This window comes from Acinetobacter sp. ANC 4204, assembly GCF_002135205.1.
GTDB lineage: Bacteria > Pseudomonadota > Gammaproteobacteria > Pseudomonadales > Moraxellaceae > Acinetobacter.
Genome location: NZ_NEFZ01000006.1, coordinates 88,410 through 110,140 on the forward strand (window position 1 = coordinate 88,410; position 21,731 = coordinate 110,140).

A 21,731-nucleotide genomic window follows, 5' to 3' on the forward strand; every position below is an offset into this window, starting at 1 on the left:
CAAAATTATCCAACTGACCTAAATAAATAGGTCAACGGTAGTACACTCGTTAATTAAGAATTGACGAATTTAGTTAGGGCGAATCCCTTCAAATGCATTCTGTAATAAATGACGAATTGCATTTTTTTCGATAGGTTCTGGATTCCAGTACGGGTTAGATAATGCAATCTCCGTTGCCTTATCTAGACCAGCTTCGGTTAAACCTAGCTCAGATAATGTAGTAGGTCCTTCTAACTCAGAAACGAGATCGAATAATGCATTTGCAGCGGTACTTTCAGTTGCGCCTAATGCTCGTTTAATTCGCTCCATTGCCTCAGGTACTGCTTTTTCGTTGTATGCAATAGCATGAGGAAGAACTACTGTATGAGTCTGAGCATGGGGTAGATTAAAACTGCCACCCAATGTATGGCAAAGCTTATGATGAATCGCCATACCTACATTACCGAGAACATAACCACACAACCATGCGCCATATAGACATAAGCTACGTGCTTCAATATCTTGGTCATTTTTCTTTAAGAGTCTTAGTCCATCTGCTAATGCCTTAATCCCTTCTTCAGCCAATAAAGACATAATAGGATTACCATTTTGAGCATATAGGCCCTCAGCAGCATGAGCGATTGCATTAATACCACTAGTAATAGACATATTAAGAGGTAAACTTAAAGTCAGTTCAGGATCATAAATTACTGTTTTCGGTAGAACTCTTGGATCTTTACCTGTTTTCTTGATTCCATTTTCAGTTATTCCATATACTGGAGTCATTTCCGAACCAGCATAAGTTGTCGGTATAGCAAGTATTGGTAAGTCATACTCAAGTGCAATTGCTTTACCTAAACCCGTGGTTGAACCACCACCCACTGCAATTGCGCAGTCAGCACCTAACTCTCTCGCTACAGCTACTGCTTCTTTCGCAGTTTCTACTGGAACATGCATGACGGCCTTTGGAAAAATACCAACGGATGAACTACCAAGCAATTCTGATATTTTCTCAGCTAATTCAACTTGTTCAGGTGTTGATAAGATTAAAGCCTTTTGTGCTCCTAAAGCCTTAATCTCAGCTTTCAAGTTTTTAAGAGATCCCGCTCCAAAAATAACTCGGCTTTGTGGAATATCGTAAATAAACTCATTTTTCATAAAATTTCCTTATGGTAATGGTGTAGGTTGGTACGCATAAAAAAGCCATGCATTGTTTTCCTTACGCCAAATTGCTAATGACTTATTTTTTAAACTTTTCTGAATATTTCCAGCAACTAACTCGGAGTGCATTTCACCAAACACAAGTGCAACTTCGCCGATAATTTGAATTTTAGAAATTGGATGTTCTATCCATTTATAATCATAGAAACCTCCAAATAACTTATCCAAATAAGACTCCTTCGAATCTGTAACTCCACTTGTATGTGTGTATGTCATTTCTGGATGAGCTAGTTTTGCAAAATCTTCATAGCGCCGTTCAACAATTGATTTGAAGCGCTCTTCTTCAAGATTTTTAATTAAAATATCTTCCATTCGATTAATCACACTCTAGATAACTCAAGGTATAATTCATCGTAGCTTTTATAAAAAATTTAAAAAACAACGATTTAGGAAATAATATTTTCATAAATGAAAGAATTATTTTAAGTTCATTTATTCATTAAAAATCAATATTTTATGTTCTATTAAATTTAATACTACCTCTATTCTATAAATTATTTTTTATAATTCTAAAAAAAGGCCCTTAATTAATAAGGACCTTTATATCTACTTTAGTACCTCTTGATTAATTAGCCACTACTCTTTTAATAATCATTGCAATACCTTGACCAACACCAATACACATCGAACATAGCGCATAGGTTCCACCCGTTTGTTCTAATTGATTTAATGCTGTAGTGACCAAACGTGCACCCGATGCACCCAGTGGATGACCAATCGCAATCGCCCCACCATTTGGATTCACCTGTGTCGTATCGTCTGCCAGACCGAGATCACGGGTAACGGCCAATGCTTGTGCTGCAAAAGCTTCATTCAACTCAATCACATCCATCTGCTCTAATGTCAGATTGGCTTGTTTCAGTAACTTTTTGATGGCAGGTGCAGGTGCAAAGCCCATGATGCGCGGTTCTACACCCACTGCTGTTGAAGCTATGATTTTGGCACGGGGTTTAAGCTGGTACTGTTCAACCGCTTGTTCCGAAGCAATCAGTACAGCAGCCGCACCGTCATTGATGCCTGATGCATTCCCCGCAGTGACGGTGCCTTCTGCTGTCACGACTGGCTTCAGTTTGGCCAAAGCTTCTAAGGTGGTCGATGCACGTGGATGTTCATCCGTGTCGACCACAATCGGATCACCCTTACGCTGTGGAATATTCACAGGGATGATTTCATGTTTAAAAAAGCCTTGAGCTTGCGCGGTTGCGGTGCGCTGTTGACTCGCCAAGGCAAACTGGTCTTGATCTGAGCGATCAATATTAAATTGTTGTGCCACGTTTTCAGCGGTTTGCGGCATGGTGTCTACACCATACATCGCTTTGAGCTTAGGATTAATAAAACGCCAGCCCATAGTGGTGTCTTCAATCTTCTGGCTACGGCCATAAGCTGTTTCTGATTTACCCATCACAAAGGGTGCACGAGACATACTTTCCACACCACCTGCAATGATCAGATTGGCTTCACCTGCTTTAATCGCACGGGCTGCCATCGCAATCGCATCTAGGGATGAACCACATAAGCGATTCACAGTCGTGGCTGGGACTTCAACGGGTAAACCAGCAAGCAATGCAGACATACGACCGACATTACGGTTATCTTCACCTGCTTGGTTGGCGCAGCCATAGATCACGTCATCGACTTGTGTCCAATCCACGCTGGGATTACGTTGCATCAAGGCTTGAATCGGCACTGCACCCAAGTCATCGGCACGTACTGGAGCGAGTCCACCTGCATAACGTCCGAATGGGGTACGGATGGCATCGATGATATAAGCATTTTTCATATTTAATTTTCCCTTTGAATCCCCCTTGATCCCCCTTTACTAAAGGGGACTTTCTCTGGGAGCATTCTTTCATTTTTTCAATCCCTCCCAACCTCCCTTTTTAAAAGGGAGGAGTTCCCCCTCTTTTTCAAAGAGGGGTTAGGGGAGATTTATTATCCTTGTGTCGCATCCACTAAAGCTGCACCGGTCATTGCCTGTAATTCTGCAAAGCTTAGACCGTCGACTTTTTCAATCACTTTTAAACCCTCTGCAGTGACATCAATCACACACAGGTCGGTGTAAATACGATCGACACATTTCAAACCTGTTGCGGGATAAGTCAGTTCAGCCACAATCTTCGGCTCACCTTGTTTGGTCACATGGTCAGTGGTGATAAAGACTTTTTTAGCACCAACGGCTAAGTCCATCGCACCACCTACCGCTGGAATTGCATCGGGCGCACCCGTATGCCAGTTGGCCAAGTCACCATTGGCTGCCACTTGAAAGGCGCCAAGGACTGCGATATCTAAGTGACCACCACGCATCATGGCAAAAGAGTCCCCATGATGGAAAAAGCTACCACCTTGCAGCATGGTCACATATTCTTTCCCTGCGTTGATCAGTTCAGGGTCTTCTTGACCTTTTTCAGGTGGTGGACCAAAAGCCAATAAGCCATTTTCAGAATGTAAGAACACGTCTTTGTCACTTGGTAAGTAACTGGCAATCTTGGTCGGTAAGCCAATACCTAAGTTGACATACGCACCATCGGGAATATCTTGTGCGACACGTTCTGCAATTTGGTTACGGCTGAGTTTTTGATAGCTCATGATGTTCTCCCGATTACACAGCAACAGGTTCAGGTTGAACCTGTACCACGTGTTGAACAAAAATACCTGCGGTGATGATGTGTTCAGGGTCTAATTCACCCAAGTCCACCACTTCAGAGACTTGGGCAATGGTTACACCTGCCGCCATGGCCATAATCGGGCCGAAGTTACGTGCCGATTTGCGGTAGACCAAGTTACCCCAACGATCGCCTTGCTGCGCTTTAATCAAAGCAAAGTCAGCTTTGATTGGATATTCCAGTACATAATCTTTACCATCGATGTGACGGGTTTCTTTGCCTTCGGCCAATAAGGTACCGTAGCCTGTTGGGGTGAAGACTGCACCGAGTCCCATACCTGCGGCTTGAATACGACAGGCCAAATTGCCTTGCGGCACCAGTTCCAATTCGATTTTTCCTGCACGATAGAGTTCATCGAAGACCCAAGAGTCGGACTGACGCGGGAACGAACAGATGACTTTTTTCACGGCACCGGCTTTGAGTAGTTTGGCTAAACCATAGTCACCATTACCCGCATTGTTGCTGACGATGGTAAGGTCTTTAATGCCGAGTTGAATTAAGCCATCGATCAGTTCAGCAGGTTGTCCTGCAGTACCAAAACCACCAATCATGATGGTTGAGCCGTCGGTGATTTGGGAGAGCACTTCCGTGAGGGATGCTGCACTTTTATCTATCATTAAATAACCTCAACCTTCTTTTTGTTTAAAATAAAGTCAAAATCTAATGTGTAAAAAGGATTATCTTGGTGCACACCATTAGGCGCTACACCACTTTCATGCTTAATCCACTTTGCAATTAAAGAAGTACGCACACCAAAAACAGCATCAGAATCTAGATACTCGCCTTCATCTTTAAAAACATGAGTCACTAAGCGCTCATAACCATGAGCCGAAATCATGAAATGTAAATGAGCTGGACGCCACGGATGTCGGTTTAACTCTTCAAGCATTTTTCCGACAGGACCGTCATGTGGAATTGGGTAAGCTTCCGGGACAATTGTTTCAAAATGATATTTACCTTCTTTATCAGCATGAAAAACAGCTCGCCCCTGATAATCAACTAAATTCTCTTTCTGTACATCATAAAAGCCTTCATCGTCCGCTTGCCAAACTTCGATGACAGCATGAGGAATAGTTTTACCGTCTATGCCTTTGATTACACCATTTACGAACCATGAAGTACCTTTCACCCCTTCACTCATATTACTGCCTAACTCTAACTGCGGAGCATCTTGAACATGAAATGGCCCAAATACTGTTGCTTCAGTACAACCGATTGGTTTTTTGTGATTTTGAGCAATGACTAATGTTGACAGACCTAGTGTGTCAGATAAAAGAATGAATTCTTGACGCGTTGGACTACAAATTTGCCCAACATCAGTTAAAAACTTCACACCTATTTCCCACTCTTCTTCAGTAAGTTGGACTTCTCTAGCAAATGAATGTAAATGCTGTACTAAAGAATGCATAACATCTTTGAGGCGTTCATTTGAAGACGAAGAGTTTCTCTCTATAACAGCTTGCGTGATTGTTCTTTCATCTAAATTCTTCATAATTTTTCCATAAAATGAATCTAACTCCTATGAATCTCATGCTAAGCTGTTAATTATTGAAATAAAATGTTGCTTGAGAAAATCTTTATTTCATATTGGAAATAATAGGAAGGGATTGTATGGACAGATTGACGAGCATGGAGTTATTCGTTGCTGTTGCAGAACTAGGTACACTCAATAAGGCCGCTGAGAAATTAGATATATCTAATGCTGCTGCGACTAGACATATTGCCTCTTTAGAAAATAGGCTGAATGTCAGATTAATCGAACGTAGTACTCGCCGCCTATCCTTAACCACTATTGGTATTGAATATTATAAAAAATGTAAAGAGTTACTTTCTGAAATTGATCAAGCAGAATCATCAATTAGTTCATCTGCAGTTGAACCTGAGGGAACAGTAACTATCACCTCTTCAATTTCATTTGCGATTATGCACATTACTCCTTTAATTCCTCAATTTAATAAACTTTATCCTAAAATTAAAATCAACTTAGTTGGTGCAAATCGCTACCATGACATTATTGATAGCAACATTGATATTGCTATCCGGACTCGTGAGTTTGAACCAGATTCCAATCTAACTATTCGGAAACTAGCAACTACACACCGCATTTTAGCTGCCTCTTACGACTACATAAAACGTAAAGGCAAACCTAAAACGATTGAAGAACTCCAAAATCATGACATTTTGCTCTACAGTCATGCAAATAACCCAAGGGTTTTAAGTTTTAGTAAAGATGATGAAGTTAAAAACTTTGCATTAGATCCAATTATGGAAACGAATGACGGACAAATTGTAAGGTCAGCAGCTTTGAATGGTGCTGGGATTCTCATTCAACCGCTATATATTATTTACCAAGATATTGTAGAAGGAAGGCTTATTCCGATATTAACAGATTGGAAGTTGCCAGAGCTTACGGTAAACATTGCTTTTCAGAGCAGGCAGTTTATGCCTATAAAAAATAGACTGTTTATAGATTTCTTGCTAGATGATTTCAAAAATAAAGAATACGAACGCTATTGGAGTTCTATTCAATAGCTTTATTTCGGTCTTATGGGGGCAGACTTATCATTTCCCCAAACCAACATTGGTACTACATCCACAAATGATTATTTCAAAATTGAAATAATCATTTCCCTAAAAGTTCTTTATACACAAATTAGAAAAAGCTAACTTGCATCTATTCAAAACTGGAAAGTTGTTTACAGGAGTTTTATTTTGCAAAAAGATAAATTAAAAGTTGCGTTATTAGGTATCACCCACCCGCACACTTCAGGACGAGTAAAAGCACTACAGCGTCGTCAAGATATCGAGATTTATGGTGCAGCAGATCATAGCGAACTTTTAAAGCCTTTTTGTGAGGCTTTGAATCTTGCCGAACGCTCTAAAGAAGACATTTTAAGTAATCCAGATATTGATATTATTCTAGTTCATTCAAAAAGCTATGAAATGGCTGATCTAACTATTGCAGCATTACAAGCAGGAAAAGCTGTATTAGTTGAGAAACCCGCTGGCAGAGGTGTAGCCGATACACAACGTATCGTTGATGCTGTAAATGAATTTAATGGTTTTGTTCAGGTTGGCTATTGTTGGCGATTTGCTCCTTCAATCAACGTAATGCATGATGTTATTCAGCAAGGTAAAATTGGCAAAGTTTTACAAATTCGCGCTCATGCAGGCTGCTCGCATAATGAAGCTGAAACTGCACATATGAGACAGCCTGGCGATATTGGTGGAGCATTCTTCGTTATTGGTTGTCATTTATTTGACCGCGTACTACATCACTTTGGCATGCCAAAATCTGTAAATGCACGTATTACCAAATTCAAAGATTTCAAAGGTGAAGAGTCTCGCGAAGATGCTGCAGGTGCGATTCTTAACTATGATGATAAGATTGTTGTTGTAGACTTCATGTCTTGGGATGTTCTTCCTTGGACTGAAAGCTGGGATATGACAGCTTATGGCACTGAAGGTATTATGTCTTCTCGCTCATTACCTTCATCTTACAAACTCTATCAAACTGGTAATATCGAAGGTACTACGGAAGGTTGGACAGAATGGCATGAGACAAGTTTCCCTGAGATTTGGGCTACGAAGAAAACTGAATACTCTCCAGATATTGCTGAAATTGGCAACCCAGTCTATTTCGATCGTGAATTGAATGCATTCTTAGATTCATATCAAAATGGTAAGCCTTCTCAAGTACCAGCCACTCAAGCACATAACATTTCTGTTTTACTTGCAGCATTATTTGATTCTGCAGGAAAAGATGGCAGTGAAGTCTTTCTATAATCATTAAGTAAAAATGCAACTATAAGTAGTTGCATTTTTACTTCTATTTGAGATTTTATGAATAAAGAAATTAGAGTTGTTGCTAAATTAGAAGTTCAACGAGAACACATTAATCAGGTTATTGAAGTGTTTAAAGAGCTTGTTAATGAGACCCGTAAAGAGTTCGGTTGCTTACAGTATGATTTACATCAAGAAGTACATGATCCTGCTACATTAATCTTTTTTGAAAAATGGCGAACAATGGATGACTTAAATAAACATTTAAAAACAGCGCACTTTATCGCCTGTTTTAAAGAAGTTGGAAGTATGGTTAAACATAATGAAACTCGCATTCTAGAAAAAATATAATTGTGTATCCAACGTGTAAGTCTGAAGATAAGTACATAAACTAAAGAATAGTTAAGCCCCAACCCTAATATTTATAAAACCACCTTTTAGCGTTATAAGATAAGAGGTGATCTTTTCTGAAATTAAATTTCGTGATTAGATTTTTCAACAAAGAAAGCGATTAATAAAATAAATAATCCACCTAAGCTTAATATTGATCCAATCCAGATAGGAGCCAACCACCCCATATCATGTGTCAATACCCAGCCACCTAAAAAAGCACCGAGGGCATTGGCTAAATTAAATGCAGAGTGATTAAGTGAAGCAGCTAATACCTGTGCATCACCTGCAACATTCATAAGACGCATTTGTAGGGTATTACTTAATCCAATAATTATCATTCCGATTGCAAATAAACCAGCAATAGCTGTATAAATGTTATTCATAAAAAAACTCACTAAAATAAACGTGAGTGCAGAACTGATTAAAATACCAATAATAGTTTTATTTAGATTTTTATCAGCGAAATAGCCAGCTAACAGCCCTCCGATCACCATTCCAACTCCCCAAATCGCAAGTGCAATAGGTACGATTGAAATATCAGCATGAGTATATTCAGTGAGGATTGGAGAAATATAGGTATATACAGAAAACATCCCACCAAATCCAACAGACCCAACAGCTAGGGTCAACCACATATTGATGTTTCTAAGACCTGCTAACTCATTCTTTATACTTGCTGTTTTATGAACAGAAATATTAGGAACAAAAATGATAATCGCAATAAGTGTGATAAAGGCGATTGTAGCTGAAACTTCAAATCCTGATCGCCAACCAAATTGTTGCCCCATCCACGTTGCCAAAGGAACTCCAACGACAGTCGCGGTGGTGAGTCCCATCATCATGAAAGCAACGGCTGTAGATCGCTGCTTAGGATTTGCAAGTTGAGCCGCGACCAAGGCACCTACACCAAAATATGCACCATGTGGTAGCCCTGCAATAAATCGCGATAATAATACTGTTTCTGGGCTCTGAGCTAAAGCTGTAAAAGCATTTGCAATGCCGTAAAACAACATGAGTATAAGGAGTAAAGTCTTACGAGGAAGCTGGGCACACAAGATAGCAATAATGGGAGCACCAATCACCACACCTAAGGCATAAGCACTGATAAAATAACCAGCATCAGGAATAGAGACTTGTAAATCTTCCGCTATTTCCTGAATTAGGCCCATCGCTACAAACTCAGTTGTACCGATACAAAACCCTCCAATTGCAAGAGCGAAGATAACGGCAAAAAGTGAATATGAGTGAGGTAAAGTAGGATCAGATGTCATAATAATAAAAGAGAATATTGAATTATAGTTTAAAGATAAAACGAGCCTAGAAAGTTAATTCTTAAATCCACATAAGCTATCAGCAAATTTTGGATAGCATTCTTGAATTATGTATTGATTCAACATAATGCTTTCAAAACTGTTACACCTCTTTTTTAAATTCACCGAGCTTTGATTAAATATCTTATAAACAAAATAAAACGACATTTTTAAACCGTATTTATAACCCCAATAGTTTAAAAGTTACTATTGGGGTTAAAACTATTAAGCTGTTACAGAATTAAATGCACTAATTGTTGTCTCATAAGCCCGTTTTGCCATTTCATCAAGCGGAAGCACTCGATGCTCCTGTGAAATCAACTCAACGCCATAATACGGCTGGTTAAAGCCCGCCTTCTTAATTTCATTTAAAAACAATGGAATGTCATATGATCCTTGACCACAAAGTTTTCGATGGTGTGTAGAGTCGTTAAATAAATCACCTTGAACTTCATCTGCTGCATCATTTAATTCAACTGATTTAATTAAGTGTTCTGGCACCATACTAATTTTTTCAAAATCAATATTACCACGTGCTAAATGCCAGATATCTAAGCACAATCCACCATTAGCATCACCAGTATCAACGACTTTCAAGCCATCTTCTAAAGTAGCTAAACGTGAAAATGGCATAATTTCTAGAGCAACATTTGCATTCACTTGAGCCACTTCTTTACACAACTTAGAGAATTCCTCAGCCATGTTTTCCAAGCTATTTGGAGAATTTTCAAATGGCTTAGCACCAATTTTCAAATTACACATTCCAAGCTCTGCACCGAGCTCAATCATTTTAGAACGCTCATAATCCGAGACTTTACGAGCATCGCCAGTTAAATACCAATCTAATAAAATTTCTAGTTCGAAGTATTTAATATCATTGTCTTTAAATAACTGACGAATACTTGCTATGCTGTTTTGCTCAAGTGTTACTTGCAAATCGCTAAGTACAAGACCAACTCCTTTCCAACCCGCTTTAGACGCAGCTTCAACACGCTGCTGTAATGTAAATGGGCTAATTTCTGTTGGAGCACCCGGGTATACGTTTCCAGCTAAAGTCCAATAAGCCGCTAATAAGTCTGGTTTGTTCATAACATATTTCCTTTGTTTATTTTATGAAATTTACGCTTTCGTAAATTTATATCCGGTTAAATCTTGAGTAATTGCACACCAGCAAATTAGCGCGTAACAAATTGCAGGAACAATAAATGCTGTAGAAATGCTTGTTATATCTGAAAGATAGCCCATAACTAGAGGTAAAATGGCACCACCAACAAACATCGTCACCATCAAAGATGCAGCCATTTGTGATTTTTTACCTAAACCACGTACACCCATTGAAAAGATCGTTGGATATAAAGTTGATTTGAATAGGAACATGCAGATAAGAACGATGACTGAAACATATTGATAGCCCAACATCACAAATAAACATGCTATAACACACACTGAGCTATTTAGAATTTGAAGTTTTCTTGGGTCAATATATTTCATTACGAAGATACCCAGGAACCGACCACTCATATAACAAAACATTGCCATTGATAGGAAATATGCTGCTTTACTTGGAGTGATACCATCCCAATGTTCAATAACGTAATTAATGAAAAATGCCCCAATACCAAAATGCGCACCGTTATAACAAAATTGTGAAAGCATCGCTTTACGTACATTTTTATTCTTTAATAGTGGGATATTTTCATAAACTGTGTCTTCTGGGCTAGGTTCAATACTATTTTCTTCTTCATGATTAGTTTCAGGAAGTTTAATAGAAATGATGTAAACAACTACACACAGCACTAAAAGAGAAAGTACCGCATAGGTCAGTGTTGCTGGCTCTATATAGAATCCTGCGACAGTCCCAGCGGGAATAAAGAATACAGCCCCTCCAACAAGAGGACCACACATACCCCCCATGCCACCAAAGGCTTGGGCCATAGTTAAACGACGTGTAGCTCCTTTTGGGTCACCTAACTTTGTAGCATATAAATTACAGACAATCTCTAAACAAGCTAACCCCGTTGCCAATACAAAGATTGCTGTCAAAAATGCAGAAAAAGTGCCTATTTGAGCAGCGGGAACAAAGCCCATACAACCTACTGCGAAAAGCAATAAACCAACAATAATTGAGTTTTTATACCCATATCGTTTCATTAACAAGCCGACAGGGATTGCCGAAAGAAAATAAGCTCCTAGATATGCAGTCTGAATAAACGCTGATTGACCATGTGAAATTTGAAAGACATCCTGAAAATGCTTGTTTAGAATGTCTAACAACGTGTGTGAAAATGCCCACATGAAATTGAAAGCAATGACGATGATCATCGTTGCTTTTAACGATAAAACGTTCTTACTCACTGGTGCATTCGCGATTTTACTTAAACTTGCGTCCATTGCGAGTTTCCTTGTAAAGAGGTAATAGCATCTCTAATGAAGTATGTATAAACATACTTCATTCACTAATATTGTTTTGAGTGTCTTAATCTTATTTATATATTAAGGATTAAGCAGCAAGAGATTTTGAGGGGCCTTCAGGGTTTATAGTAATAGCTTTATTACTTTCAACTGATTCCATGGCACAAACAGCTAGATACAGGGCTTGTAAGCCATCAAATAAGCTCGTTGGGAATTCTTGACTATTTACTAAACAAGCAACAAAAACATCCAACTCTTTGCGATAAGAATCTACATAACGCTCTAAAAAGAAATTTAATAAAGGTTGCTGAGACCCTGTGAAATCTTGCGTGTATTTCTTTAAAGTAGATGGTCGATGATTCTGAGTTTTTAATAGCCCCTGTGATCCTAAAACCTCTATACGTTGGTCATAGCCGTACACAGCTTCTCGACAATTATTGATGATACATTGTTTACCAGATTTGGTTTTAAGCGTAATACTACAAGTATCATAGTCGTTAATTGTTTCTAACTCTTCATCCACTAAACGACTTGCTGTAGCAAAAATTTCAACTGGTTCTTCACCAAGAATGTGGCGCGCTGTATCAAAATCATGAATTGTCATGTCTTTGAAAATCCCACCAGAAGTTTTCATATATTCTACAGGCTGCATGCCTGGATCACGACTTGTAATGATAACTTGACGAACATTTCCAATTTCATTGTTCATAATTGCATTTTTGATTGCAATTGTATCTTCATCAAAACGACGATTAAATGCCAACATGACTTTACCATTATGGCTTTGAATCTCTTCAACTGCAGCGATTGAACGTTGGAAATCCAAATCGATAGGCTTTTCACATAACACTGGCTTTTTATGCTTAACAGCATGAAGCATTAAGTCGACATGCAGATCAGTTGCAGTAGCGATTACAACAGCATCGATATCATCACGTGTAATTGCTTCATAATAGTCATAACCTGCTTCACAATTTAGCTCACTTGCCAATTTATCAACACCTTCTTTCCAAGGGTCAGCAATAAGCTTAAGTTCACATTGTGTATTTAAAAATGCACTCTTAGAATGGATCTGAGCGATGCGTCCAGCACCTAGAATTGCTACTTTTAACATACTAATACTTCCTTTTAATAACGATACTTCAAAAATTACTTATTCTTGATGATTCTTAGGTTATACAAGCCAATTTTGAAAGAAAATAACGATTTCTAAAAACACTTTTTCATTTTTGAAATTAATGCAATTTCTCCCGTTATCACTTTTAAACTTGAATTAAAAGCCCTTTACTCTCACCAAATTTGAAAAAAACATTTTCAATATTTGACATTTTTTTCCCATTTTTACGCTTCTATACTCCAAATCAATTGATAAGAACCATAGCCAATACTCGAACATTGGAAAAATTCTGATTAATCGACAGGAGCGTCGATGTTATGAGGAGAAATCGATTAAGGAAAATTGAAATATGGGGTGATGCGTCAAGTCATGCTTTGAACACTTTGATTTCCTAAACACAGCTAAGTTTAGACCGATCAATAGCTGTAAAAAGTGAGTTTGATCGCTCATCTAGATAAAAAATGAAATTAACACCTAATCTTATGCCCTTCAAAGGGCTATTGAATCACAAGCAATCTAGCAGTTTTTAAATGGAATTTAAAAAGTATCTGCAGATGTAAATCATGCTTAAAATCGAAGGAAATATGCCATGAAAATGTATAAAACACTCACTACTTCTGTTGCTACACTTGCCTTAGCTACATTTGCTAATTGTACTTTTGCAGCTGGTGAATTAATTGGAATCGCGCTGCCAAATAAAACAGAAGCACGCTGGATTATGGACGGGAATAATATTGTCAAAAATCTAAAAGCTAAAGGTTATAAAACAGATTTACAATATTCAACACTTGATGTACCTACGCAAATTTCTCAAATAGAGAACATGATTACTGCTGGTGCAAAAGTTCTTGTTGTTGCTCCTGTTGATGGTGCGACTGTTTCAAATGTATTAAGCAAAGCCAAGAAAAAAGGTATTAAAGTCATTTCATACGATAAATTGATTATGAAAACCAAAGATGTGGACTACTACGCAACATTTGATAATTATCAAGTTGGTGTATTACAAGGTACCTCTATTGTTAAAAAACTTGGGTTAGATACAGGCAAAGGCCCATTTAACATAGAGCTCTTTGCTGGCTCTTTAGATGACAACAATGCCCACATGTTTAATGCTGGCGCGATGTCTGTTTTAAATCCTTACATCACCAAAGGCAAACTTGTCGTGCGTAGTAAGCAAACTACTCTTGCTAAAGTTGCAACCCTTCGTTGGGAAGGTGCCACAGCGCAAGCGCGAATGGATAACTTATTAAGTGCATTTTACGGTGGTGCTCGTGTAAATGCTGTTTTAGCACCAAATGATAATCTCGCGACTGGTATTATCTCTTCTCTTAAAGGGGTAGGTTATGGTCGTAACAATCAACCAATGCCAATAATTACAGGTCAAGACGCCCAACCAGCCAACATCAAAGCAATTATCAAAGGTGATCAAACATCAACAGTATTTAAAGATACTCGTTTACTGGCTAGTGCTGCCGCGAATATGGTTGATGCAATCATTAAAGGTCAAACCGTTCCTGTAAACAACACTAAATCCTATAACAATGGCGCTAAAGTTGTCCCAACCTACCTAGTTAAGCCTCAATTAGTTGATAAAAATAACTGGAATGCAGTTCTCGTAAAATCAGGTTATTACACAGCTAATCAACTGAAATAAGTTATCAAAAATTCATTAACTTAAATCTTAATCAGTAAAAGTTTAGGCGATTAAAAACAGATTTATGTTGGTCGGTAATCACTGACCAACAGAGGATTGCTGTATGGAAACAATACTAGAAATGCGTGGCATCAAGAAGTGTTTTGGACATGTTCAAGCACTTAGTCATGTTGATATGGTTGTCAAAAAAGGAGAAATTCATGCAATTTGTGGTGAAAATGGTGCTGGTAAATCTACATTAATGAAAGTATTGAGTGGTGTTTACCCTCATGGTTCTTATGATGGAAGTATCTTCTATCAAGGTGAAGAACAAAAATTTTCTGATATTCATGACAGTGAAAAAAAGGGAATTATCATTATTCATCAGGAGCTTGCTCTTGTCCCAATGCTGTCCATTACTGAAAATATTTTTTTAGGTAATGAGCAATCTCAATTAGGCATTATTAACTGGAATAGCTCTTATCAGAAAACTAAGAAAGTATTGGCTAAGGTAGGGTTATCCGACTCCCCTGATACTTTAATTAACGATCTTGGAATTGGCAAACAGCAGTTAGTTGAGATTGCAAAAGCATTATCAAAAGAAGTCAAACTACTTATTCTGGATGAACCGACAGCAAGTTTAAATGACAATGATAGTGATAGATTATTGACCCTTCTATTGGAGCTCAAGACTCAAGGCGTTACATCAATCATTATCTCACATAAACTAAATGAAATTTCTAGAGTAGCAGATAGCATTACGATCATACGTGATGGCTCTTCAGTAGATTATCTAAATTGTCGTGAAGAAGAAGTTAGCGAAGATCGCATTATTAAAGCAATGGTCGGTCGAGATATGGAAGACCGTTATCCTCAAAGAACACCGAATATTGGTGAAATTTTATTTGAAGTCAAAGACTGGCGTGTTGATCATCCAAATCATGCGTCTCGTGAAGTCATCAAAGGTATAAGTATAAATGCGCGTAAAGGTGAAATAGTAGGAATTGCAGGCCTTATGGGCTCTGGACGTACAGAACTTGCAATGAGTATCTTCGGCAAATCTTATGGTAAGAATATTCGTGGCAATGTCTCAATCCACGGCAAATCAATTGATGTATCTACTGTCAGAAAAGCCATTGATAACGGATTAGCTTATGTAACTGAAGATAGAAAAGGATATGGCCTCTTACTCGAAGAGAGTATTAAAAAGAATACCTCTTTAGCGAACCTTTCAGGCATCTCAAACAAATTGGTCGTCAATGATTATCGAGAGACAAACACTGCAAATGATTTTAGAAGCAGGTTGCGAATTAGAAGTGCTGATGTAGAACAGCATACGGGCAACTTGTCAGGTGGAAATCAGCAAAAGGTCGTGATTAGTAAATGGTTATTCACCGCACCAGATGTACTCATTCTTGATGAACCTACACGAGGTGTTGATGTTGGTGCCAAGTATGAAATTTACACGATTATTGATCAAGTCGTCCAAGAAGGTAAATGCATAATCATGATCTCTTCCGAAATGCCAGAGTTATTAGGCATGTGTGATCGGATTTATGTCATGAACGAAGGAAAGATTGTTGGTGAGTTTCTGGCAAAAGATGCGAATCAAGAAGCCATTATGCGATCTATTATGAAGAATGGAGAGAACGAAAATGAACAATACTAATAGTGCAGAAATTTCCAACAAAAGTAATAATAAGACAAATAAAGGTTCATATAACAACTTCATAGCTCATGGCTTAAAAGAATACGGCTTGTTATGTGCATTGATTATTATTGTGATGTTTTTTCAATTTGCTACGAATAATGTTTTACTCCAGCCTTTAAATCTAACGAATTTGCTTTTGCAGAACAGCTACATCGTCATCATGGCTCTTGGCATGCTCATGGTAATTGTAAGTGGGCAAATTGATCTCTCGGTCGGATCTGTAGTCGGTTTAACTGGGGCTTTAGCAGCCACTTTAATGGTCACGCACGAAATGCCATTTATTCCAGCAATGTTTATTTGTATTTTAGCTGGAGCAGTAATAGGCGCAATTCAAGGCTATTGGGTTGCGTATTGGAAAGTACCATCTTTTATTGTTACTTTGGCGGGAATGTTGGTTTTTCGTGGATTGACATTAATTTCTCTTGATGGTCAATCTGTAGGTCCATTTGAAGATGGATTTAATGCTTTTAGTTCTGGCTTCATTCCAGACTTTTTTGGAATTGAAGGTATCCATACTACCTCCCTACTTGTTGGGATAGTGGTTAGTGTTGCATTTTTTATTTTCGAACTACGTCACCGCAAACAAGCTGCACTGCATGGAATTGAAAATAACTCGAAAGCGCTATTTATTTTAAAAAATTTAGGATTGAGTGCAGTGATTATCGCATTCTCTTACTTATTAGCACTCTATCAAGGCATGCCAATTGTTTTGATTATTATGGGTATATTAGTTGTATTTTATACCTTCATCATGAACAAGACGACTATCGGTCGTCGCATCTATGCAGTTGGTGGAAATGCAAAAGCAGCTAAACTTTCTGGTATCAAAACTGAACGCGTTATTTTCTTTGCATTTGTAAATATGGGAATCCTTGCGGCATTCGCAGGACTTATTTTTGCAGCACGCTTAAATAGCGCTACACCAAATGGTGGTTATGGATTTGAATTAGATGTAATTGCTGCTTGCTTCATTGGTGGGGCATCTGCTTCTGGCGGCGTAGGCAAAGTGTTTGCCGTTGTGATTGGCGCATTTATTATGGGTGTAATGAACAATGGTATGTCAATTATGGGGATTGGAGTTGACTACCAACAAGTGATCAAAGGATTAGTATTACTTGGTGCTGTTCTTATCGACGTTTATACCAAAAATAAAGCATAAACCTATCGCCTTTGGTGTGATGTAAAAATCATATCAAAGGCTTAATTTAAATAATGCTAATACACTATTTCAAATAGGTTTTACGATGACAACAAATAATCTTTCGGTATTGGTACGCCAAGAGGAAATACTACAATTCGATGTTTTTAATGAGGATATAGCTTGGCAATTAGGTACAATCATTTATGAGCGTGGCAAATTAGATTCTCTTCCTATCGTGATTGAAATAAAAAAATTTGATCAAACTCTTTTTTTGGCTGCCAGGTCTGGTGTGACCTTCGATCATCATGATTGGATTCGACGTAAGAGGAATTCTGTCCAACGGTTCCTGCGTAGCTCTTATCGACTAGGGCATGAATTAGCTGCTGAAAAATTAGATATTACCCAACGTTTTCATTTATCTACTCACGATTATACTAGTGCTGGTGGTGGCTTTCCGATCATTGTAAAGAATATTGGAGTTATTGGAAGCATTGCCGTTTCAGGACTTCCAGAGCGAGAAGATCATCAACTAATAGTTGATGTCTTGGCTGATTATCTTGTTAAAGATAAAAGCAAATTACAACTTCTAGATAATACTTAAATTATTACCAATCAAAAATGATAAAAAATAATCATTAAGAATCATATGAAATGAAAAAATTATAATGGAAAATGATTATAGGGAGCTAAGCTCCCACTACTATGTACGACGACAAAGTTTAGATTCAATCCATTGATGAATTTCCCAAACTGACCATCCAACCCTACCTACAGTCAAATGAACTTGTTTCGGAAAAGTTGGATCATATTGCTTATGTCGTTCATTCATAATGTTATAGATTGTTGCACAGCTTAAACCTGTAACCTGTATAACATCTTTCAAGTTTATAATTTGATTCATTAAAAAAGTTTGGCCTGTGATCACATTCATGATGTTTACTCCTGATTTTTAATGCGAGCGACAATTCGCTCAAATGATTGAGCGATTCGTAAAAATTAACTTTCGCGTTTTACTTAGGCCTCAATTCACTACGCTGACAGACTGCTGCAAACCTTTCTGAACATCCTGCACTTGCTTGAAGTCATGAACTTGTTTCTGCTCTTGCTGTGGTGAATTTTCAACATAAAATTCATCAACAATCACCTCGCCTTCCTCCCCATCTACTTCAAATTGCGCATTGCCATAACCTTGCCGAGCCATTTGATCTAAAGCAGCCTGATTAAAACCTGACAGCTTACTCTTCTGATCAATTTCTTTGGCGGTTTGAATCGCTTCTTGTAAATGAATGCCTTCGTGCAAAGTCAGATCCACGTAATACACTGGCGTGCGATAGCTTTGTGTGGTGCTCTTGCCTCTCAGTGTGAGTTGTAGAGGTAGGCATGAAAGTAAGCCATTGGATGCAGCATGGTAGTAACTGAGCCGAGCAGCTAAGGTACGAATACTATTAAAGCCAGTGGTTCTAAAAACGAAAGTCCCAAATTCATCCGATTCATCGAGATTCACATAGAGACGACCATAGGGTTTACAGTTACCTCCTTGTGCCAATGGACATAAATCAGGGGATGGGCATGGATGTTGTTCTACACCTTGATTGGTTAAGCGCTGGCAAGTTTCACCATTGCCGATACACACGGGACGCCCTGTCTGTCGGTCAAATAAGCTGTACTCTGCACGTAAGTTCAGCTCAGGATCATTAAAGATCATGCGGACTGGAATGCTTCTGAGTTTTTGATTTTGAGCTTTAGCTCGTAGTTGCTCATCTAAGGGGTGTTTGACCCAACCCTCTTTATTTTGGATTTGGCTGGTAATGGTGAACTGATCATCCTTTTCAGGGACACGTTTACCATTCTTCTCCACCATCTTACCGATGCTAATCCGACCTAAGATCGGTGGTGTAATCGCTAAACCTTTAATCATATTGATGTCCTCAAAGTTATTTCTGACTATTGTCTGGTTAATATGTAGAAATCATTTATTTTCAGATGCATAAACATCAGCGCAATTCAGTCCATTTTGTTCTCTGTCCGTACTTCGGTGCTGACAGAGAACGGGGGCTGTTTTGCGATTTTTTGCAGATATGCGCTGAGTTAAATAAAGCCTTTAGTCATCATGACAATAGATGTTGAAGCGCCGTGTGCCCTGCTTGCTTTGTGGGTACTGACTGAGATATTCAGGGTGTGACTTAAGTAAAGCCTTGCTATCCAAGCTGATCGAATCTTTTGACTTCTTCCATGTCACTGAGCCAGCCTTAAAGGTGGCTCGCTCAGCCTCTTGCATCTGGCCTTGCAATTGGTGCTTGAGTAAGTCAAATTGCTGTTGGTACTTCTCAACTTGATTACGTACTCGAATCAGTTGTTCAAACTGTTGATTGGCTTGCTCATCTTCAGATAAGTCTGTCGTACTGAGTGGCACATGTTCGGGATAAAGCAGTTGTAGAGCTTTGGCTGCCGATTCACTGGCATCTGCTTCAGGTGGGGTATCTTTCTCAACACATTCCCAGAAGTAACGTTCTGTATTGACGATATGCTGAATCACCGATTCTGAACGCATCACTTTAAAAATGCGCGTTTCATGTCCACAGATCAGTACACAAATGTGCGCTGCTTGTTTGCCTGTGACTGCTAACTGATGTTGTACTTGGCAAAGGACATAGAGCGGTACGCCATCTCGCCACAGCTTAGCCCCATATTCCCCTGCGGTTTTGCATTCCAGAATTTGGACCTCGGCATTACCCACCACGGAATAGTCCAAGTTAGCCAACATGAAATGCTTATCGGGATCAGGATGTTGCAAGACTGCATTGACCCGACGAACTTTATGCTGGGTGTGCATGCTGTAGTATTCAGCAACGAGCGGCTCTAACTGCTTGCCCCAATACAAAGGTGCATGGCCTTCGCTGTCATCTTCAATGTTTTGTTGAATCCGACCTGTCTTAATCATCCATAGTTCCAGCATCGACATATACGGATTGAGTCCACAAGCAGCAGCACAGTCACTGCTACCAATGCCCTTGCGTCTGACTTCCAGCCATTCGGCTTGAGTCATATTTTTAGTCTCTACGAAACGTTTTGCGGTAAACAGCTTTGGACGGTCGGCATGGATATTGGGTTTGGTATTATTTGGATGAATTACGGCTGAGTTCATAATGTTTTCCTGTAATTGTTAAATTTTGGGCATAAAAAAAGCCACATCTGGAGATGTGGCAAAGAGGTGTCTGGGTTTAAGAAGAGTTACAGGATCATATTGATCTCATGTCCTGATCTTAAATCCTGAATCTGAATTGAAGCTTAAACAACTAAACGGAGTGCTTGTTCGAGTCCACGTTGCTTAAGACCTGCGCCTGCCCCGAACCAAGCAGAATCGAGACGGTGATCCTGACTCATGGCTCGACGTTCATGATCAGCGAACTCGGTGATACTACATAACAGACCATATGCGGTATCTTTGGCTGAACTCAGTTCTGCGCCACGACCATGCCCGTTAAACATGGTCATGACTTTAGACATCGCTCGGCCATTTGGTTCAGTCTTGTTGTCAGATTTGGCTGTGTGGTTGGCTTGGCTGGCGACATTACGGTAGAACTGAATAATGCCTTCGTCTTGGTCCGAATTGCTTAGGCTAGTGTTGTTAAACACCGCATCGAAATACGCTGCTGCTTCAGTCTGCGTAACTTTACGCTGACTGAGTTGTTTCATTTCATACATATGATCCTCCCATGTACGGACGGATATACCCAGTTGCTGTTTAATCTTCTGTGCATCAAACTTGGTGCTGTGCGGGACTTTGACTACACCTGCACTTGAGTTCTGACCTTTCAAAGCAATCGCTAAGGTGTTGTTACAGACCACACGAATACTGGTGAATTGCGCGGTGGTTGCCAGTGTGCCGTCACACGCTGTAGCCAAGAGGATGTAGCCATTACTGACATCTCTACCCTTTAAAGCAGAAGTCTGTCCTGTTCGTGCCAATGCCCAGAACTTCTTACCGCCTTTCAGTACCCCTGCGGTTTCCAGTTTAAAGCCTGATTGTTCAGTCAAGTCTCGATAAAATTCCAAGATTTGTTTCGGTTGTACTTCCTGATAACGCTGACTGACCACAGATAAAGGTGCATGCGTATCGGAACGATACAATACGCGCTGTTCCTCATAGGGCATGATGATGTTTTGCCCACGTTGGTTTTGGGCCATGTAACTGACGTTGGATGATTCAATGCGCCAATCCATGCCTGCCTGCTGTGCCCAGACCTCAATCGGTTGGTTTTGAGTCAGTGGGTTGCCTAGACCATGCCAAGGTGTTTGGCCGACATAAGCCATTTGTTCGAGTTGATGTGCCATAAAAGATGTCCTCATTTAAAATCATGAATATGT

The 21,731-nt window shown here is 39.1% G+C and carries 21 protein-coding genes; 7 read left to right on the plus strand and 14 right to left on the minus strand.

What is annotated here, in order from left to right; genetic code table 11:
- Positions 1-69: 69 nt before the first annotated feature.
- From B9T36_RS12955 to B9T36_RS12980, 6 genes are all read right to left on the minus strand, one after another.
- Complete coding sequence (locus B9T36_RS12955; protein ID WP_086209882.1) at positions 70-1,137, minus strand: maleylacetate reductase; 1,068 nt, start codon at positions 1,135-1,137, stop codon at positions 70-72.
- Positions 1,138-1,146: 9 nt separating this feature from the next.
- Entirely contained in the window at positions 1,147-1,512 is a 366-nt protein-coding gene (locus tag B9T36_RS12960; RefSeq protein WP_086209883.1) for a nuclear transport factor 2 family protein, read from the minus strand.
- Between the two features lie 253 nt (positions 1,513-1,765).
- Positions 1,766-2,980, minus strand: a complete 1,215-nt coding sequence (gene pcaF / locus B9T36_RS12965) for a 3-oxoadipyl-CoA thiolase (RefSeq protein WP_086209884.1) — start codon at positions 2,978-2,980, stop codon at positions 1,766-1,768.
- Positions 2,981-3,132: 152 nt separating this feature from the next.
- Entirely contained in the window at positions 3,133-3,786 is a 654-nt protein-coding gene (locus B9T36_RS12970) for a 3-oxoacid CoA-transferase subunit B (RefSeq protein ID WP_086209885.1), read from the minus strand.
- Between the two features lie 13 nt (positions 3,787-3,799).
- On the minus strand, positions 3,800-4,480 hold the full coding sequence (locus B9T36_RS12975; RefSeq protein ID WP_086209886.1) for a 3-oxoacid CoA-transferase subunit A: 681 nt from the start codon (positions 4,478-4,480) through the stop codon (positions 3,800-3,802).
- Positions 4,480-5,355: an intradiol ring-cleavage dioxygenase gene (locus B9T36_RS12980; protein WP_086209887.1), complete on the minus strand. Its 876-nt coding sequence runs from the start codon at positions 5,353-5,355 to the stop codon at positions 4,480-4,482. The genes B9T36_RS12975 and B9T36_RS12980 overlap by 1 nt, the downstream gene beginning before the upstream one ends.
- 119 nt (positions 5,356-5,474) lie before the next feature.
- Here B9T36_RS12980 and B9T36_RS12985 point away from each other — a divergent pair, with 119 nt between their 5' ends.
- From B9T36_RS12985 to B9T36_RS12995, 3 genes are all read left to right on the plus strand, one after another.
- Complete coding sequence (locus B9T36_RS12985) at positions 5,475-6,395, plus strand: LysR family transcriptional regulator (RefSeq protein WP_086209888.1); 921 nt, start codon at positions 5,475-5,477, stop codon at positions 6,393-6,395.
- 180 nt (positions 6,396-6,575) lie between these two features.
- Complete coding sequence (locus tag B9T36_RS12990; protein WP_228147003.1) at positions 6,576-7,649, plus strand: Gfo/Idh/MocA family protein; 1,074 nt, start codon at positions 6,576-6,578, stop codon at positions 7,647-7,649.
- A gap of 57 nt (positions 7,650-7,706) precedes the next feature.
- The gene (locus B9T36_RS12995) at positions 7,707-7,997 is read left to right on the plus strand and encodes a putative quinol monooxygenase (RefSeq protein WP_086209890.1); all 291 of its coding nucleotides are present in this window, start codon (positions 7,707-7,709) and stop codon (positions 7,995-7,997) included.
- A gap of 122 nt (positions 7,998-8,119) precedes the next feature.
- On the opposite strand, the gene B9T36_RS13000 is transcribed toward B9T36_RS12995, so the two are convergent.
- The 4 genes from B9T36_RS13000 to iolG form a co-directional block, all read right to left on the minus strand.
- The gene (locus B9T36_RS13000) at positions 8,120-9,310 is read right to left on the minus strand and encodes an MFS transporter (protein WP_086209891.1); all 1,191 of its coding nucleotides are present in this window, start codon (positions 9,308-9,310) and stop codon (positions 8,120-8,122) included.
- Between the two features lie 264 nt (positions 9,311-9,574).
- The gene (locus tag B9T36_RS13005; RefSeq protein WP_086209892.1) at positions 9,575-10,438 is read right to left on the minus strand and encodes a sugar phosphate isomerase/epimerase family protein; all 864 of its coding nucleotides are present in this window, start codon (positions 10,436-10,438) and stop codon (positions 9,575-9,577) included.
- 30 nt (positions 10,439-10,468) lie between these two features.
- Positions 10,469-11,740: a sugar MFS transporter gene (locus B9T36_RS13010; RefSeq protein WP_086209893.1), complete on the minus strand. Its 1,272-nt coding sequence runs from the start codon at positions 11,738-11,740 to the stop codon at positions 10,469-10,471.
- 109 nt (positions 11,741-11,849) lie between these two features.
- Entirely contained in the window at positions 11,850-12,875 is a 1,026-nt protein-coding gene (gene iolG, locus B9T36_RS13015) for an inositol 2-dehydrogenase (protein WP_086209894.1), read from the minus strand.
- 592 nt (positions 12,876-13,467) lie between these two features.
- Here iolG and chvE point away from each other — a divergent pair.
- From chvE to B9T36_RS13035, 4 genes are all read left to right on the plus strand, one after another.
- A complete protein-coding gene (gene chvE, locus B9T36_RS13020) occupies positions 13,468-14,532 on the plus strand; it encodes a multiple monosaccharide ABC transporter substrate-binding protein (protein WP_086209895.1) in 1,065 nt (354 codons plus the stop codon).
- A gap of 103 nt (positions 14,533-14,635) precedes the next feature.
- On the plus strand, positions 14,636-16,180 hold the full coding sequence (gene mmsA, locus B9T36_RS13025; protein WP_086209896.1) for a multiple monosaccharide ABC transporter ATP-binding protein: 1,545 nt from the start codon (positions 14,636-14,638) through the stop codon (positions 16,178-16,180).
- Positions 16,167-17,381: a multiple monosaccharide ABC transporter permease gene (gene mmsB, locus B9T36_RS13030; protein ID WP_086209897.1), complete on the plus strand. Its 1,215-nt coding sequence runs from the start codon at positions 16,167-16,169 to the stop codon at positions 17,379-17,381. Before mmsA ends, mmsB begins: the two co-directional genes overlap by 14 nt.
- Before the next feature lie 85 nt (positions 17,382-17,466).
- Positions 17,467-17,964 carry a heme-degrading domain-containing protein gene (locus tag B9T36_RS13035; RefSeq protein ID WP_086209898.1) on the plus strand — a complete coding sequence of 166 codons (498 nt, stop codon included), beginning with the start codon at positions 17,467-17,469 and terminating at the stop codon, positions 17,962-17,964.
- A 99-nt stretch (positions 17,965-18,063) separates the two neighbouring features.
- On the opposite strand, the gene B9T36_RS13040 is transcribed toward B9T36_RS13035, so the two are convergent.
- From B9T36_RS13040 to B9T36_RS13055, 4 genes are all read right to left on the minus strand, one after another.
- A complete protein-coding gene (locus B9T36_RS13040; RefSeq protein ID WP_086209899.1) occupies positions 18,064-18,294 on the minus strand; it encodes a helix-turn-helix transcriptional regulator in 231 nt (76 codons plus the stop codon).
- 90 nt (positions 18,295-18,384) lie between these two features.
- Positions 18,385-19,281 (minus strand): hydrolase or metal-binding protein, encoded by an 897-nt coding sequence (locus B9T36_RS13045; protein WP_086209900.1) that lies wholly within the window; start codon positions 19,279-19,281, stop codon positions 18,385-18,387.
- A 183-nt stretch (positions 19,282-19,464) separates the two neighbouring features.
- Positions 19,465-20,508 carry a YqaJ viral recombinase family protein gene (locus B9T36_RS13050; protein ID WP_086209901.1) on the minus strand — a complete coding sequence of 348 codons (1,044 nt, stop codon included), beginning with the start codon at positions 20,506-20,508 and terminating at the stop codon, positions 19,465-19,467.
- A gap of 143 nt (positions 20,509-20,651) precedes the next feature.
- Positions 20,652-21,698: a DUF932 domain-containing protein gene (locus B9T36_RS13055; RefSeq protein WP_086209902.1), complete on the minus strand. Its 1,047-nt coding sequence runs from the start codon at positions 21,696-21,698 to the stop codon at positions 20,652-20,654.
- Positions 21,699-21,731: the final 33 nt, after the last annotated feature.